Raw genomic sequence first — 15,858 nt, forward strand, 5'->3', positions numbered from 1 at the left:
GGCGCATGATCGAAGTCTGTGACCTGACCAAACGCCACGGCTCGACGCCCGCCGTCGACGCGCTGTCCTTCCGGGCCGAACCGGGCCGGGTGACCGGTTTCCTCGGCCCCAACGGCGCGGGCAAGTCGACGACCCTGCGCCTGCTGCTGGCCCTCGACCGCCCCGACCGCGGCCACGCGCTGATCGGCGGGCGGTCCTACGTACGGATGCGCGATCCGCTGCGCACCGTGGGCGCGCTGCTCGACGCGTCGTCCGTGCACGGCGGCCGGACCGCCCGCGCCCATCTGCGCACCCTCGCCCGCACCCATCGCATCCCGGACAGCCGGGTGGGCGAGGTGATCGGCCTGACGGGCCTCGACGGCGTCGCGGGGCGCCGCGCGGGCACCTTGTCACTGGGTATGCGGCAGCGGCTGGGGATCGCCGCCGCGCTGCTCGGCGATCCGGCCGTGCTGCTGCTGGACGAGCCGGTCAACGGGCTCGACCCGGAGGGCATCGTCTGGATCCGCACCCTGATGCGGGAGCTGGCCGCCGAGGGGCGGACCGTGCTGGTCTCCTCCCACCTGATGAGCGAGGCGGCGCTGACGGTCGACCAGGTGGTGGTGATCGGGCGGGGCAGGCTCCTCGCCGAGGGCGACGTGGCCGAGATCGTCCGTACGTACGCGGGGCCGGCGGGTTCTCTTGAAGAGGCGTATCTGCGGCTGACGTCGGGCGGTGCGCGATGAGCGCCGTACGGGGCGGGCCGGGCGGCCGGCTGTTCGCCGCCGCGCTCTCGGCCGAGCTGCTCAAACTCCGTACGCTGCGCTCCACCTGGTGGACCCTGGCCGCCGTCGTGGGCCTCTCCGTCGGCATCGGGTACCTCTACGGCTCGGTGATCAAGGGCAATTACGACGACTTCGGCGCCACCCCCGACTGGGACCCGGTCGGCTACGGCTTCGCCGGCACCAACGTCGCCCAGCTCGCGCTCGTCTGCTTCGGGGTGCTCGCCGTTGGAGCCGAGTACGCGACGGGGACGGTCCGGGCCTCGCTCACCGCCGTACCGCGCCGGGGTGTGTTCGGCGCCGCGAAGCTCACGGCCGTCGCCGTGACGGCCTTCGCGGTGACCCTGCCCACCGCCTTCGTCACCTTCGCCGCCGCGCAGGGCGCGATGGGGGAGCGGCAGAACGCGGCGCTCGGCGACCCGGGCGCGGTGCGCGCGACGGTGGGGCTCGCCGTCTATCTGACCCTGCTGTGTCTGATTTCCGCCGCTGTCACGATGATGCTGCGCAGCACGGTCCTGGCGCTCGGCATCCTCGTGCCGCTGTTCTTCATCGTCTCGGACATCCTCGCGCATCTGCCCGGCGTCGGGTCCGTCGCGCGGTACCTGCCCAGCGTCGCCGGGGCCCAGATCCTGCGGGTCGTCCCCGACGACCGGATCGACGTGGGCACGTGGGGCGGGCTGGCCGTACTGCTGCTCTGGACGGCCGCCGCGCTCTGCGGAGGGCTCGTGACGCTGCGTCGACGCGATGCGTGAGTGCCCGGGGCCATCGGGATGCCGTGAGCGTGGGTACCCTTGGCGGTTATGAGCACTCTTGAGCCCGAGCGCGGGGCAGGTACGGGCACCCTCGTGGAGCCGACACCGAAGGTGTCGCACGGCGACGGCGACCACGAGCGCTTCGCCCATTACGTCCAGAAGGACAAGATCATGGCGAGTGCCCTCGACGGCACTCCGGTGGTGGCACTGTGCGGGAAGGTCTGGGTACCGGGGCGCGACCCCAAGAAGTATCCGGTCTGTCCGATGTGCAAGGAGATCTACGAGTCCATGGGCCCCGGCGGGGACAAGGACAAGGGCGGCAAGGACAAGAGCGGCAAGGGCAAGAGCTGAGCCCCGGGGCTCAGCCGGGGACGGGTTCGGACAGGCCCTGGGCCCGTCGTTCCTTCCCGGAGCTGACTCGGACGCTGAACGGCTCCGGGGCGCGCGTACGCGCACCCCGGAGCCGTTCGCGTGCGCCCGGCGTGAGCGGGTAGGCGGAGGTGCCGGGGCGCGTGCCGCGTACACGTGTGCCTGATCACCGATTGGTTGAGACCACTTGTCCGCACGTCCGGGCCGGGCCTAGTGTCCAGCTGGACACTCAACGACCCATTGACTCCGGCATATGCCAGCCGAATGAGGACTGAGGATTCACGTGATGGACCTGATCCCGGCGCCCGTCAGTGTCGAAGGCCCGCAGAGCGGCGGCTTCGTCCCCGATTCGGCCACCACGCTCTGGGCGGCGCCCGGGACCGAGGGCACCGAGCGCTGGCTGCGCGCCACCGTCGGTGCGGCGCTGGGACTGCCGCTCGCCCCCGGCCCGGCAGGCGGCAGCAACGCCGTGTCGCTGCGCATCGACGAGTCCATGGCCCCCGAGGCGTACCGGCTGGACATCACCGCCGAGTGGGGCGCCGAGATCCACGGCGGCAGCGCGGCCGGTGTCTTCTGGGGCGCCCAGACGCTCCGTCAGCTGCTCGGCCCCAAGGCGTTCCGCCGCGCGCCCGTGTCCCCCGGCGTACGGCAGGAGATCCCCCGTCAGGTCATCGAGGACCAGCCGCGCTTCGGCTGGCGCGGTGTCATGCTCGACGTGTCACGGCACTTCATGCCCAAGGACGGCGTGCTGCGCTTCCTGGACCTGATGGCCGCCCACAAGCTGAACGTCTTCCACTTCCATCTCACCGACGACCAGGGCTGGCGCGTCCAGATCAAGCGGTACCCGAAGCTGACCGAGGTCGGCGCGTGGCGCTCGCGGACCAAGTACGGCCACAGATACTCGGACATCTGGGACGAGAAGCCGCACGGCGGTTTCTACACCCAGGACGACATCCGCGAGATCGTCGCGTACGCCGCCGAGCGGCACATCTCCGTCGTCCCCGAGATCGACATCCCCGGCCACTCGCAGGCCGCCATCGCCGCGTACCCGGAGCTGGGCAACACCGACGTCGTGGACACCGCGGCGCTGGACGTCTGGGACACCTGGGGCGTCAACCCGAACGTGCTCGCCCCAAGCGACAACACCCTGCGCTTCTTCGAGGGCGTCTTCGAGGAGCTGCTCGACCTCTTCCCGGCCGCCACCTCGCCGTTCATCCACATCGGCGGCGACGAGTGCCCCAAGGACCAGTGGAAGCGCTCGCCCGCCGCCCAGGAGCGGATCCGTGAACTCGGCCTGGCCGACGAGGACGAGCTCCAGTCCTGGTTCATCCGGCACTTCGACGGCTGGCTCTCCGCGCGCGGCCGGCGCCTCATCGGCTGGGACGAGATCCTGGAGGGCGGGCTCGCCCCCGGCGCCGCCGTCTCCTCCTGGCGCGGATACGCGGGCGGGATCGCCGCCGCCAAGGCCGGCCACGACGTCGTGATGTGCCCCGAGCAGCAGGTGTATCTGGACCACCGTCAGTCGGCGGGCGAGGACGAGCCGATGCCCATCGGCTACGTCCGCACCCTCCAGGACGTCTACCGCTTCGAGCCCGTGCCGCCGGAGCTGACCGGCGCCGACGCCGCCCATGTCCTGGGCACCCAGGCCAATGTGTGGACCGAGGTGATGCAGGACCGCTCCCGTGTCGACTACCAGCTCTTCCCGCGCCTCTGCGCCTTCGCCGAGGTCGCCTGGTCGACCCTGCCCGACTCCCCGGACCGCGACTTCGCCGATTTCGAACGGCGAATGACCGCTCACTACAAGCGCCTTGACGCCCTGGGGGTCGATTACCGGCCGCCCGGCGGCCCGTTGCCCTGGCACAAGCGCCCGGGACCGAACGGGGACTCGGCCGTTCTCGGACGTCCGATCGAAGGATCGCCCCCGATCGTGTGACCCCCCGACCGGGGCTGTCCGTACGAAGAAGGCGTACAAGGAGTGCCAAATGATGGCATTCCGTATGTGTCGGTGAAGAGGCGTGAAATCGGACCTTCCCCTCGTTCGGGGGCGGATCCGTGCTTCATGGACCCTCGGACCGGTGGGCCCGGAAGATGTGCCAGAGTTGCCTCGTCCGGCCTGTGAGCACGTACGGTACGGCCAACACAGGCGGACAGCCGGGACACCGGGAAGGGGCAGCTGGGTTGACCACGCACGCACCGCAGACGGCGCAGTCCGTGACGCTGCCGGCCTCGCTCGACGAGGCCGTGGCGGCGCTGAGCGCCATGCCTGCCGCCGTGCCCGTCGCGGGTGGCACCGATCTGATGGCCGCCGTCAACAAGGGCCTTCTCAGGCCCGCGGGTCTGGTCGGTCTCGGCCGGATCAGCGAACTGCGCGGCTGGCACTACCAGGACGGACACGCCCTGCTGGGCACCGGACTCACCCACGCGCGCATGGGGCGGCCCGACTTCGCCGCCCTCATCCCCGCGCTGGCCGCGTCCGCGCGGGCCGCCGGACCGCCCCAGATCCGCAACGCGGGCACGCTCGGCGGGAACATCGCCAGCGCGGCCCCCACCGGCGACTCACTGCCCGTCCTGGCGGCCCTGGAGGCGGACCTCGTCGTCGCGGGCCCCGGCGGCGCGCGCCGTGAGATCCCGGTCTCGCATCTGCTGGCGGGCCGCGAGATGCTGGCGCCCGCCGAACTCATCGGTTTCGTACGGGTTCCCCTGCTGCACGCCCCGCAGGTCTACCTCAAGGCGACCGGCCGCACCGGCCCCGGCCGGGCCACCGCGTCCGTCGCCGTCGTGCTCGACCCGGCGCGCCGGGGCGTGCGCTGCGCGGTCGGCGCGATCGCGCCGATGCCGCTGCGCCCGCTGGAGGCGGAGCGCTGGATCGCCTCGCTGATCGACTGGGACGCCGACCGCGGGCTGGCGCCCGAGGCGCTGGCGGCCTTCGGGGAGTACGTCGCCGCGGCCTGCATCCCCGACCCGGAACCGGCGGCGGACGGGAGCGAGCCGCCCGCCCTGCCGCCCGCCGTGCTGCACCTGAGGCGTACCGTCGCCACGCTGGCTCGACGAGCACTGGGGAGGGCGCTGCCGTGACCACCGACGAGAACGAGAACTCCGGGACTCCGGAGGGGCGTCGACCCGACGACCCGCGCGACCGTGCGCACGGCCACCCGCAGGAACGCGGCGCGTGGCAGCCGATCCCGCAGGGCGGCGAGTACGACGCCGAGGCGACCGCGTTCGTCCAACTGCCGCCCGAGGACCGGGCGGACGCCCCGCTGGCGGCGCGCGGACACGGCTACGTACCACCGACGATCGACCAGCGGCCGGCCGACGGCGGCGTGGTTCACGCGGGTCCGGCGGACGTCGGGCAGTGGGCGCCGTACACGCCGCAGACGCAGCCCGACCCGTACGGCTACGCCCCGCAGGGGGCCGTCGCCCCGGACGTGCCGCACGACCCGCAGGCGACCGGTCAGTGGGCCTTCACCGACGCGGCCGGCGACTCCCGTACGGAGCAGGGCCCCCCGGCCCCGCAGCCGGCCCCCCCGGCTCCCACCGGGCAGTGGGTGATCCCGGTCATCGGAGACGATCTTCCGGACGAATCGGGCGAGTTCACCACCTCCATGCCCACCACGTCGCAGTGGTCGGGCGGTGCGCCGCCCGCCACCCTTCCGGGTGGTGCGCGCGCCCCGTGGGCACCGGAACCGGAACCCGAACCGGAACCGGCTCCTCAGCCCGTACCGGAGCCGGTGGCGGAGCCCGTGACGGACCTCGCGCCGGATCCCGCCTCGGAGCCGACTCCGCAGGCCGTACCCGAGGCGGACGCCGAGCCCGCACCGGAAGCCGTGACGGAAGCGGAGACGCAGGCAGACGCGCAAGCGGAGCCCGCGCCGGAAGCGGAACCCGAACCCGCGGCCGAACCGGAACCCGCGCCCGCCCCCCTCACCACCAGCAACGACAGCGCCGAACACCCCGCCGACTCCTACGTCCTGCGCGTCAACGGCGGCGACCGCCCCGTCACCGACGCCTGGATCGGCGAGTCCCTGCTCTACGTCCTGCGCGAGCGCCTCGGCCTCGCCGGTGCCAAGGACGGCTGCTCGCAGGGCGAGTGCGGTGCCTGCAACGTGCAGGTCGACGGCCGGCTCGTCGCCTCCTGCCTCGTCCCCGCGGCCACCGCGGCCGGCTCCGAGGTCCGTACGGTCGAGGGCCTGGCCTCCGACGGCGAACCGTCCGACGTCCAGCGCGCCCTGGCCAACTGCGGCGCCGTGCAGTGCGGTTTCTGCATCCCCGGCATGGCCATGACCGTCCACGACCTGCTCGAAGGCAACCACGCCCCCAGCGAACTGGAGACCCGCCAGGCGCTGTGCGGCAACCTCTGCCGCTGCTCCGGATACCGGGGCGTGCTCGACGCCGTCGGCGAGGTCGTCGCCGAACGCGCGGCGAGCGCCGAGGCCGCCGCCGACGAGGCCCGTATCCCGCACCAGGCACCACCGGGCGCCGGCGGCGCCCACCCCGCACCTCTCGACCCGCACGACGGAGGCATGGCGTGAGCAACGACGCGGCCACCGAGTCCCAGGCACTCGACGGCCCCCGGCAGGAGCCGCCCGCGCTGGGTCTCGGTGCGTCCCTCCCCCCGGCCGACGCCCGTGCCAAGACCGAGGGCACGTTCCCCTACGCGGCCGACCTGTGGGCCGAGGGGCTGCTGTGGGCGGCGCTGCTGCGCTCACCGCACCCGCACGCCCGCATCCTGTCCATCGACACGGCCGCCGCCGCCGAGATGCCGGGCGTACGGGCCGTGGTGACCCATCTCGACGTTCTCGGCGACCCCTCCTACGGACGGCTCGTCGCCGACCGCCCCGTCTTCGCCTCCGACGTCGTGCGCCACCACGGCGAGGCCATCGCCGCCGTCGCCGCGGACCACCCCGACACCGCGCGGATGGCCGCCGCCGCCATCGCCGTCGAGTACGAGATCCTCGACCCCGTCACGGACCCGGAGAAGGCCTTCGAGGCCGAACCGCTGCACCCCGACGGCAATCTGATCCGGCACATCCCGCTGCGCTACGGCGACCCCGACCTCATGGGCGAGGTGGTCGTCGAGGGCCTCTACCGCATCGGCCGCCAGGACCCGGCCCCCATCGGCGCCGAGGCCGGACTCGCCGTACCGCGCCCCGACGGCGGCGTGGAGATCTACACCGGCTCCACCGACCCGCACACCGACCGCGACCTGGCCGCCGCCTGCTTCGGCCTCGAACCCGACCAGGTCAAGGTCGTCGTCACCGGCGTCCCCGGCGCCACCGGCGACCGCGAGGACCCCGGCTTCCAGATCCCGCTCGGCCTGCTCGCCCTGCGCACCGGCTGCCCCGTGAAGCTCGCCGCGACCCGCGAGGAGTCCTTCCTCGGGCACGCCCACCGGCACCCGACGCTGCTGCGCTACCGGCACCACGCCGACAGCGAGGGCCGCCTGGTCAAGGTCGAGGCACAGATCCTGCTCGACGCGGGCGCGTACGCGGACGCCTCGTCCGAATCCCTCGCCGCCGCCGTCGCGTTCGCCTGCGGCCCGTACATCGTCCCGCACGCCTTCATCGAGGGCTGGGCCGTACGCACCAACAACCCGCCGTCCGGCCATGTCAGGGGCGAGGGCGCGATGCAGGTCTGCGCCGCGTACGAGGGCCAGATGGACAAGCTGGCGGCCAAGATCGGCATCGACCCGGCCGAGCTGCGCCTGCGCAACGCCCTGGCGACCGGCGACATCCTGCCCACCGGGCAGACCGTGACCTGCCCGGCGCCCGTGGCCGAACTGCTGCGCGCCGTACGGGACTTCCCGCTGCCCGCGCTGCCCAAGGACGTCCCCGAGTCGTCCTGGCTGCTCCCCGGCGGTCCCGAGGGCGCGGGCGAGCCCGGCGCCGTACGCCGAGGAGTCGGCTACGCGCTCGGCATGGTCCACATGCTCGGCGCCGAGGGCGCCGACGAGGTCTCCACCGCCACCGTCAAGGTCCATGACGGCGTCGCCACGGTCATCTGCGCGGCCGTCGAGACCGGCCAGGGCTTCTCCACCCTCGCCCGCCAGATCGTCCAGGAGACGCTCGGCATCGAAGAGGTCCACGTGGCGTCGGTCGACACCGACCAGCCCCCGGCGGGCCCCGCCACGCACGGCCGCCACACCTGGGTCTCCGGCGGCGCGGTCGAGCGGGCGGCCAAGATGGTCCGTACGCAACTGCTCCAGCCGCTGGCGCACAAGTTCGGCATGTCGACCGAACTGCTCCAGATCACCGACGGGAAGATCACCTCCTACGACGGCGTGCTGTCGACCACCGTCACCGAGGCGATGGACGGCAAGGAGCTGTGGGCCACCGCCCAGTGCCGCCCGCATCCCACCGAACCGCTCGACGAGTCCGGCCAGGGCGACGCGTTCGTCGGTCTCGCGTTCTGCGCGATCCGCGCGGTCGTGGACGTCGACATCGAACTCGGCTCGATCCGCGTCGTGGAGATGGCCGTCGCCCAGGACGTCGGCCGGGTCCTGAACCCGGCGCAGCTCGCGACCCGTATCGAGGCCGGCGTCACCCAGGGCATCGGTACGGCCCTGACCGAGAACCTCCGTACCACCCGCGGGCTGGTCCGCCGCCCCGACCTCACCGGCTACGCGCTGCCGACGTCCCTGGACGCGGCGGACATCCGCATCGTCAAACTGGTCGAGGAGCGCGACGTGGTGGCCCCGTTCGGCGCGAAGCCGGCGAGCGCGGCCCCGGTCGTGACCTCCCCGGCGGCGGTGGCGGCGGCGGTCCGCGCGGCGACGGGCCGCCCGGTCAACCGGCTCCCGATCAGGCCGCAGTCGGCCGTGGTGACGGCGGGATGAGAGAAGCCCTCCCCGGAGGAACGTCGGGGAGGGCTCCGGGAAGGACTTCTCGGGGACTTCTTCAGGAGGCGGGACTTCTCACAGAGGCCGTGGCGGGAATCGAACCCACGTAACTCGATTTGCAGTCGAGCCCCTGAACCACTCGGGCACACGGCCGTGCGTGCCGATGACCCGACCGTAGGCGTCGCGGCGTGCGGCCCTCAAGGGCGCCGGGCACCCCGCAACGCGACTGCCACACGCCGTTCATGAGCGGCGCCGGGGACGTACGACCAAGGGACCAGGTCCGAAGCGACCAGCGACAGGGTTCAACCGGCCTCATGCCCCTTACGCTGAGTCCATGACCGCCCTGGAACCGAGCGACGCCGACGTCGCCACCGAAGCCGCCACCGAAGCAGCCCCACCCGTCGCCACGGACCCCGGCCAGGACGGCATCCTCGGCAAGACCCACCGCGCGCTCAGCATCGGCATCATCTGCGTCGTCCTCCTGATCGCCTTCGAGGCGACGGCCGTCGGCACCGCGATGCCGGTTGCGGCGCGCGAGCTGCGGGGCGTCTCGCTGTACGCGTTCGCCTTCTCCGCCTACTTCACCACCAGCCTCTTCGCGATGGTGCTCTCCGGGCAGTGGGCCGACCGCAGCGGCCCGCTGAGGCCGCTCGTCACCGGGATCACCGCCTTCGCGCTCGGGCTGCTGCTGTCCGGCACGGCCGGCGCCATGTGGCTGTTCATCGCGGGCCGCGCGGTCCAGGGGCTCGGCGGCGGGCTGGTGATCGTCGCGCTGTACGTCGTCGTCAGCCGCGCCTACTCCGAACGGCTGCGGCCCGCGATCATGGCCGCGTTCGCCGCGAGCTGGGTGATCCCCTCCGTCGTCGGACCGCTTGCCTCCGGCACGGTCACCGAACACCTCGGCTGGCGCTGGGTGTTCGTCGGCATCCCGGTCCTGGTGATACTCCCGCTGGCGACCGCGCTGCCGGCGATCCGGCAGATGGCGAGCGGGCCGGCCGACCCTTCGGAGCCTGTACCGGCCTTCGACCGGCGCCGGATCCGCCTCGCGCTGGCGATCTCGCTCGGCGCCGGACTGCTCCAGTACGCGGGCCAGGACCTCACCTGGTGGTCCCTGCTCCCCGGCGCCGCCGGCGCCGCGCTGATCGTCCCCGCCGTCCTCGGCCTGCTGCCGCACGGCACCTACCGCGCCGCCCGGGGCATGCCGTCGGTGATCCTGCTGCGCGGCGTCGCCGCTGGCTCCTTCATCGCGGCGGAGAGCTTCGTCCCGCTGATGCTCGTCACCCAGCGGGGCCTGTCCCCGACGCTGGCGGGCCTCTCGCTGGCGGTCGGCGGCGCGACCTGGGCCCTCGGCTCGTACATCCAGTCCCGCCCCCGGATGGAGCCGCACCGCGAACGCCTGCTGATGGGCGGCATGGTGCTGGTCGCCGTCGCCATCGCCGCAGCGCCGAGCGTGCTGATCGCGTCGGTCCCGGTCTGGGTCGTCGGCGTCGCCTGGGCGGTCGGCTGCCTCGGCATGGGCGCGGTGATCGCGTCCACGAGCGTGCTGCTGCTGAAGCTCTCGCCTCCCGAGGAGGCGGGCACCAACTCCGCCGCGCTCCAGATCTCCGACGGCCTGTCGAACGTCCTGCTGCTGGCGGCGGGCGGCGCCGCTTTCGCGGCCCTGGGCGGCGGCGCGGTGGGCGCCCACGACCTCACCGCGACGGACGCCTCCCACCCGGCGGCGTTCGCCGCGGTGTTCCTCCCGATGGCCGCGGTGGCGCTGGCGGGGGTGTGGGTGGCGACACGGGTACGGGTCGTACGGGACGGTGTGTGACCCGGGTCGCACCTTCGCGGGCCCGGCTTGTTCGTACGAGGATCGGGCCGGGGCGCCGGTAGGGTGGCCCGGTTGTCGTATCTGAGCCCGGCACAGCCGTGCAGTCCGAGTACCCGAGCGTCCGTGAACCGGAGACCGTGACTACTACCGCCTCCCACCACCTCTCACCCGCCTTCCCCGGCCGCGCGCCCTGGGGCACGGCCAACAAGCTCCGTGCCTGGCAGGAGAAGGCGCTGGAGCGCTATCTCCAGGAGCAGCCACGTGACTTCCTCGCCGTCGCGACCCCCGGCGCCGGGAAGACCACCTTCGCGCTGACCCTCGCGTCCTGGCTGCTGCACCACCACGTCGTGCAGCAGATCACCGTCGTCGCGCCGACGGAGCATCTGAAGAAGCAGTGGGCGGAGGCCGCGGCGCGGATAGGGATCAAGCTCGACCCGGACTACAGCGCGGGGGCGTTGAGCAAGGAGTACCAGGGCGTCGCCGTGACGTACGCGGGTGTCGGCGTACGCCCCATGCTCCACCGCAACCGCTGCGAGCAGCGCAAGACCCTCGTGATCCTCGACGAGATCCACCACGCCGGTGACTCCAAGTCCTGGGGCGAGGCGTGTCTTGAGGCCTTCGAACCGGCCGCCAGGCGCCTCGCGCTGACCGGTACGCCCTTCAGGTCCGACACCAACCCGATCCCCTTCGTGGCGTACGAGGAGGGCAACGACGGCATCCGCCGCTCCTCCGCCGACTACACCTACGGCTACGGCAACGCGCTCGGCGACGGCGTCGTGCGCCCCGTCATCTTCCTCAGCTACAGCGGCAACATGCGCTGGCGCACCAAGGCCGGCGACGAGGTCGCCGCCAAGCTCGGCGAGCCCATGACCAAGGACGCGATCTCGCAGGCCTGGCGCACCGCGCTCGACCCGCGCGGCGACTGGATGCCCAACGTGCTGCGCGCCGCCGACCAGCGGCTCACCGAGGTACGCAAGTCAATGCCGGACGCGGGGGGTCTGGTCATCGCCACCGACCAGGACCAGGCCCGCGCGTACGCCAAGCTCATCCGCGAGATCACCGGCACCAAGGCGACCGTCGTCCTGTCCGACGAGGCCGCCGCCTCCAAGCGCATCGACGACTTCAGCGCTGGCGAGGACCGCTGGATGGTCGCCGTCCGCATGGTGTCGGAGGGCGTCGACGTGCCGCGCCTGGCCGTCGGCGTGTACGCCACCACCATCTCCACACCGCTGTTCTTCGCGCAGGCCGTCGGCCGTTTCGTCCGCTCCCGCAGGCGCGGCGAGACCGCGTCCGTCTTCCTGCCCACCATCCCCGGGCTCCTCGGCTTCGCCGGCGAGATGGAGCTGGAGCGCGACCACGTACTCGACAAGCCGAAGAAGGCCGGCGAGGACGACCCGTACGCCGAGTCCGAGAAGGAGATGGCGGAGGCGGAGCGCGAACTCGACGAGGACACCGGCGAACAGGACATGCTGCCCTTCGAGGCGCTGGAGTCCGACGCGGTCTTCGACCGGGTGCTGTACGACGGCGCCGAGTTCGGCATGCAGGCGCACCCCGGCAGCGAGGAGGAGCAGGACTACCTCGGTATCCCCGGCCTCCTCGAACCCGACCAGGTGCAGATGCTCCTCCAGAAGCGGCAGGCCCGGCAGATCGCGCACAGCCGCAAGAAGCCCGACGCGGAGGCGGATCTGCTGGAGCTGCCCGCCGACCGGCGGCCCGTGGTCTCCCACAAGGAGCTGCTGGAGCTGCGCAAGCAGCTCAACACGATGGTCGGCGCGTACGTCCACCAGAGCGGCAAACCGCACGGAGTGATCCACACCGAGCTGCGCCGGGTGTGCGGCGGGCCGCCCAGCGCGGAGGCCACCGGCGGGCAGCTTCGCGAGCGGATCAAGAAGGTTCAGGAGTGGGCGACCCGGATGCGCTGACCCCGGACACCACTTCACGAACATCTTTTTCCGCCTTTCTTTTCCGCCCCGGAGACGTCGTGACGACGTCTCCGGGGCGTTTCTACGCGCGTCCATTCATGGGAAATCGTGCGATTGGTGGGCGCGAATCCCTTTTCGGGGCTTGTTCCGACGCGAACAGGGAGCAACTGACCGCCCATGACCGGATTCTGGACGAGGTCTTCCGCTGAGCGGTACGGATCGCTACTGTCCCGGCAATACACACGCGCCGTGGCAGCGCCGCCACGGCGCGCAGCCGGTGCGCCATGGCCTGCCTGCCGGCGGCCTCTCCGTGCGTCGCCGATGGGACCGGCGCCGCAGCCTCCGTGAGAGAGCCGTCGTCACTCACTCCGAAACTCCGAAGGAGAGGGCGTCGTGACCGCGGAAACCTCCCAGACGCTCGACAGGGGACTACGCGTCCTCAAACTGCTCGCCGACACCGACCACGGGCTGACCGTCACCGAGTTGTCCAACAAACTCGGCGTCAACCGCACGGTCGTCTACCGACTTCTCGCCACCCTGGAGCAGCACGCGCTGGTCCGCCGCGATCTGGGCGGCCGGGCCAGAGTGGGCCTGGGGGTGCTGCGGCTGGGCCGCCAGGTGCATCCGCTCGTACGGGAGGCCGCGCTGCCCGCGCTGCGTTCGCTCGCCGAGGACATAGGCGCCACCGCGCACCTCACGCTCGTGGACGGCGCCGAGGCGCTGGCCGTCGCCGTCGTGGAGCCGACCTGGACGGACTACCACGTCGCGTACCGCGCCGGTTTCCGGCACCCGCTGGACCGGGGCGCCGCGGGCAAGGCCATCCTGGCCGCCCGGCAGGGCTCGTACACCGAGGCGCGGTGCACGCTGACCCACGGCGAACTGGAGGCCGGTGCCAGCGGCGCCGCCGCCGCGCTCGTCGGCGTGACCGGGATCGAGGGCAGCGTGGGCGTGGTGATGCTCGCCGACTCCGTACCGGAGCGGGTGGGTCCGCGCGTGGTCGACGCCGCGCGCGAGGTGGCAGACGCACTGCGCTGAGGGCCGCAGGCGCCGCCCGGGGCGCGGCCGATAGATTGGCGCTGTGCTCTCTCGTCTCGCCGGCCTCTCGCGCCCCCGCACCCTCGCCCTCTCGGCGGTCCCCGTCGTCGCGCTGCTCGTCGTCGTGGGGGTGGCGCCGCTGCCGTACGCGGTGGCCCAGCCCGGCCTGACCGCGAACGTCCTCGGCGACTACAAGGACACACCCGTCATTACGATCAAGGGCGCGAAGGTCCGCGAGCCGGAGGGGCAGCTGCGGATGACGACGATCCTGGCGACGGGACCGTCCGCCGACGTCGACTTCGGCGATGTGCTCGACGGCTGGTTCCGCACCGACCGGGCCGTGCTGCCGCGCGACTCCGTGTACCCGGCGGGCCAGTCCGACAAGGAGATCCAGAAGCACAACACCGAAGAGATGGTGAAGTCCCAGAACGTCGCCGTCGACGCGGCCCTCGACCAGATCGGCCGGCCGCGCGACTCGGTCGACGTCACCCTCCACCTCGCCGACGTCGGCGGCCCCAGCGCGGGCCTCCTCTTCGCCCTCGGCATCGTCGACCTGCTCGAAGGCAACGGCTCGGGCGGTGACCTCACCGGCGGCCGGGACATCGCGGGCACGGGCACGATCGAGGAGAACGGCACCGTGGGCGAGGTCGGCGGCGTCTCCCTCAAGACCCAGGCGGCGGCCCGCGACGGCGCGACGGTCTTCCTGGTCCCGGAGGCGGAGTGCGCCGACGCCCAGTCCGAACTCCCGTCCGGCATGCGACTGATCCCGGTCCGAACCCTGAAGGACACGATCTCGTCACTGCGCGCACTGGACAAGGGCGGCAAGGTCCCGAGCTGCTGACACCGCGCCGGCCCGGCACAGCCACGGCGTCACCGGGGAGTTGAGACAGCCGGGATGTCCAGATCGCGCCAGGCCGGGCGCAGGAGCGGGCTCAGGGTCGCCAGCAGGTAGAGGGCGCCCAGCAGCAGCAGTGCGGGGGACAGGCCCGCGTTCTCGACCAGCAGGCCCGCCGTCAGGCCGCCCAGGGGCATGGTCAGTTCGCAGCCCGCGGTCATCGCGCCCGCCACCCGGCTGCGGAGTTCGGCGGGGACGCGTTCGTACGTCACCGTCGTCAGGATCGGGTTGATCATCCCGCCCGCCACTCCCGCCGCGCCCAGGACCACGGCGAGCGCCGTCACGGAGTCGGTGAGGCCCGCCACCGCGAAGCGCGGTGCGCCGCAGAGCAGGACGGCGACGGTGAGGACAGCGCGGCGGGTGAAGCGGTGGCCTACGGCGCCGTACAGCAGGGCCCCCAGCAGGCCGCCCGCCCCGAACACCGCCGCGACCAGGCCCAGTTCGGCCGCGCCGCCGAGGTTCTGTTCGGCGTGGACGGGGAGCAGGACCGCGTTCCAGCCCTGGTCGATGCCGTTCATGACCATCACCATGACGACGACCGCCGCCAGCAGCCTGGTGCGGGCCAAGTAGGCGTATCCCTCGCGGAGTTCGGAGACGTAGCCGCGAGGTGAGACCCGCGGCAGGTTCTTGACCGGCCCCGCTCCCCGTACGCCGCGCAGCCCCGCGCCTATCAGCAGCGCCGACAGCAGAAACGTCAACGCGTCGAGCAGCAGGGCGGCTTCGGCGCCGAGCAGGGCGATCACCAGGCCCGCGAGTGCCGCGCCGAGCATCCGGGCGCCGCGTTCGACGGCGTCGAAGAGGCTCGCGGCGCGGGTGAGCGTGGTGCCCGCGTGCTCGGCGAGGTCGGGGACGAGGACATAGCGGGCCGTGTCGCCGGGGGTGTGGGCGAGGCCGTGGAGTGCCACCAGGGCGCAGAGCGACCAGAACGGCAGCGCGTCGGCGCGGTGCAGCAAGGGGATCGCCCCGACGGACAGCGCGCACAGCAGGTCGGACGCGATCGAGACCCGGCGCCGGCCGATCCGGTCGATGACGGGCCCGCCGATGAGCGCCGCGAGGACGACCGGGAGGGTGGCGCAGAAGGCCACCACACCCGCGCGGCCGGCGCTGCCGGTGGTCTGGAGGACGAACCACGGGATGCCGATCATGCTCAGTGTCCGGCCCGTGGCGGAGATGGCGTTGGCCGTCAGTACGGCGGTGAGTGGCCACCGCCGTATCTGTCCGGCGTTCATACGGCGCGGATACGGGGGGTCCGTGCCGGGTGTTGGACGAGGCGGAGGCCCAACTCGACCAGCAGCCAGCCCAGTCGGAGGCGCAGGGGCCTGTCCTGGGGGAGGTGCGTGGCCGCCTCGGCGTGCAGTTCGGTTGCGCGTATGGCGTGGAGCTGGAGATGGATGTCGGAAAATGGCATGACAAATCGACCCTTCGCGCGGCGGGTGTGCTGAGGAGAGGGGGAGAGGTGAGAGGTAAGAGGGAGGGGGG

The 15,858-nt window shown here is 72.6% G+C and carries 13 protein-coding genes and 1 tRNA gene; 11 read left to right on the top strand and 3 right to left on the bottom strand.

Annotated elements, in window-relative coordinates; genetic code table 11:
- The first annotated feature begins 5 nt into the window (after nucleotides 1–5).
- The 7 genes from BHU15_RS02275 (at nucleotide 6) to BHU15_RS02305 (ending at nucleotide 8,711) form a co-directional block, all read left to right on the top strand.
- Nucleotides 6–722, top strand: coding sequence for an ABC transporter ATP-binding protein (locus tag BHU15_RS02275; RefSeq protein WP_069625603.1), 717 nt, complete (start codon nucleotides 6–8; stop codon nucleotides 720–722).
- Entirely contained in the window at nucleotides 719–1,510 is a 792-nt protein-coding gene (locus BHU15_RS02280; RefSeq protein WP_069625604.1) for a hypothetical protein, read from the top strand. The genes BHU15_RS02275 and BHU15_RS02280 overlap by 4 nt, the downstream gene beginning before the upstream one ends.
- A gap of 48 nt (nucleotides 1,511–1,558) precedes the next feature.
- Nucleotides 1,559–1,861, top strand: a complete 303-nt coding sequence (locus BHU15_RS02285) for a DUF3039 domain-containing protein (RefSeq protein ID WP_031231446.1) — start codon at nucleotides 1,559–1,561, stop codon at nucleotides 1,859–1,861.
- A 304-nt stretch (nucleotides 1,862–2,165) separates the two neighbouring features.
- Nucleotides 2,166–3,812 carry a beta-N-acetylhexosaminidase gene (locus BHU15_RS02290; RefSeq protein WP_069625605.1) on the top strand — a complete coding sequence of 549 codons (1,647 nt, stop codon included), beginning with the start codon at nucleotides 2,166–2,168 and terminating at the stop codon, nucleotides 3,810–3,812.
- Between the two features lie 245 nt (nucleotides 3,813–4,057).
- The gene (locus tag BHU15_RS02295) at nucleotides 4,058–4,954 is read left to right on the top strand and encodes an FAD binding domain-containing protein (RefSeq protein ID WP_023541412.1); all 897 of its coding nucleotides are present in this window, start codon (nucleotides 4,058–4,060) and stop codon (nucleotides 4,952–4,954) included.
- Complete coding sequence (locus tag BHU15_RS02300) at nucleotides 4,951–6,408, top strand: (2Fe-2S)-binding protein (RefSeq protein ID WP_069625606.1); 1,458 nt, start codon at nucleotides 4,951–4,953, stop codon at nucleotides 6,406–6,408. The genes BHU15_RS02295 and BHU15_RS02300 overlap by 4 nt, the downstream gene beginning before the upstream one ends.
- Complete coding sequence (locus BHU15_RS02305) at nucleotides 6,405–8,711, top strand: xanthine dehydrogenase family protein molybdopterin-binding subunit (protein WP_069625607.1); 2,307 nt, start codon at nucleotides 6,405–6,407, stop codon at nucleotides 8,709–8,711. Before BHU15_RS02300 ends, BHU15_RS02305 begins: the two co-directional genes overlap by 4 nt.
- 84 nt (nucleotides 8,712–8,795) lie before the next feature.
- On the opposite strand, the gene BHU15_RS02310 is transcribed toward BHU15_RS02305, so the two are convergent.
- Nucleotides 8,796–8,867, bottom strand: a tRNA-Cys gene (locus BHU15_RS02310).
- 181 nt (nucleotides 8,868–9,048) lie between these two features.
- Here BHU15_RS02310 and BHU15_RS02315 point away from each other — a divergent pair.
- The 4 genes from BHU15_RS02315 (at nucleotide 9,049) to BHU15_RS02330 (ending at nucleotide 14,325) form a co-directional block, all read left to right on the top strand.
- Entirely contained in the window at nucleotides 9,049–10,527 is a 1,479-nt protein-coding gene (locus tag BHU15_RS02315) for an MFS transporter (RefSeq protein ID WP_069625608.1), read from the top strand.
- Between the two features lie 137 nt (nucleotides 10,528–10,664).
- Nucleotides 10,665–12,449, top strand: a complete 1,785-nt coding sequence (locus tag BHU15_RS02320) for a DEAD/DEAH box helicase (protein ID WP_069625613.1) — start codon at nucleotides 10,665–10,667, stop codon at nucleotides 12,447–12,449.
- A gap of 393 nt (nucleotides 12,450–12,842) precedes the next feature.
- Nucleotides 12,843–13,484, top strand: a complete 642-nt coding sequence (locus BHU15_RS02325; protein ID WP_023541417.1) for an IclR family transcriptional regulator — start codon at nucleotides 12,843–12,845, stop codon at nucleotides 13,482–13,484.
- 43 nt (nucleotides 13,485–13,527) lie between these two features.
- Entirely contained in the window at nucleotides 13,528–14,325 is a 798-nt protein-coding gene (locus BHU15_RS02330) for a S16 family serine protease (protein WP_069625609.1), read from the top strand.
- Between the two features lie 29 nt (nucleotides 14,326–14,354).
- Here the strand turns inward: BHU15_RS02330 and BHU15_RS02335 are convergent, their stop codons facing one another.
- Together BHU15_RS02335 and BHU15_RS02340 are read right to left on the bottom strand one after the other, a co-directional pair.
- On the bottom strand, nucleotides 14,355–15,608 hold the full coding sequence (locus BHU15_RS02335) for an MFS transporter (protein ID WP_079127825.1): 1,254 nt from the start codon (nucleotides 15,606–15,608) through the stop codon (nucleotides 14,355–14,357).
- Complete coding sequence (locus BHU15_RS02340) at nucleotides 15,605–15,787, bottom strand: hypothetical protein (RefSeq protein ID WP_023541420.1); 183 nt, start codon at nucleotides 15,785–15,787, stop codon at nucleotides 15,605–15,607. The genes BHU15_RS02335 and BHU15_RS02340 overlap by 4 nt, the downstream gene beginning before the upstream one ends.
- Between the last annotated feature and the right edge of the window lie 71 nt (nucleotides 15,788–15,858).

Origin of the sequence: Streptomyces niveus, assembly GCF_001723055.1 — a bacterium.
Taxonomy (GTDB): Bacteria; Actinomycetota; Actinomycetes; order Streptomycetales; family Streptomycetaceae; genus Streptomyces; species Streptomyces niveus.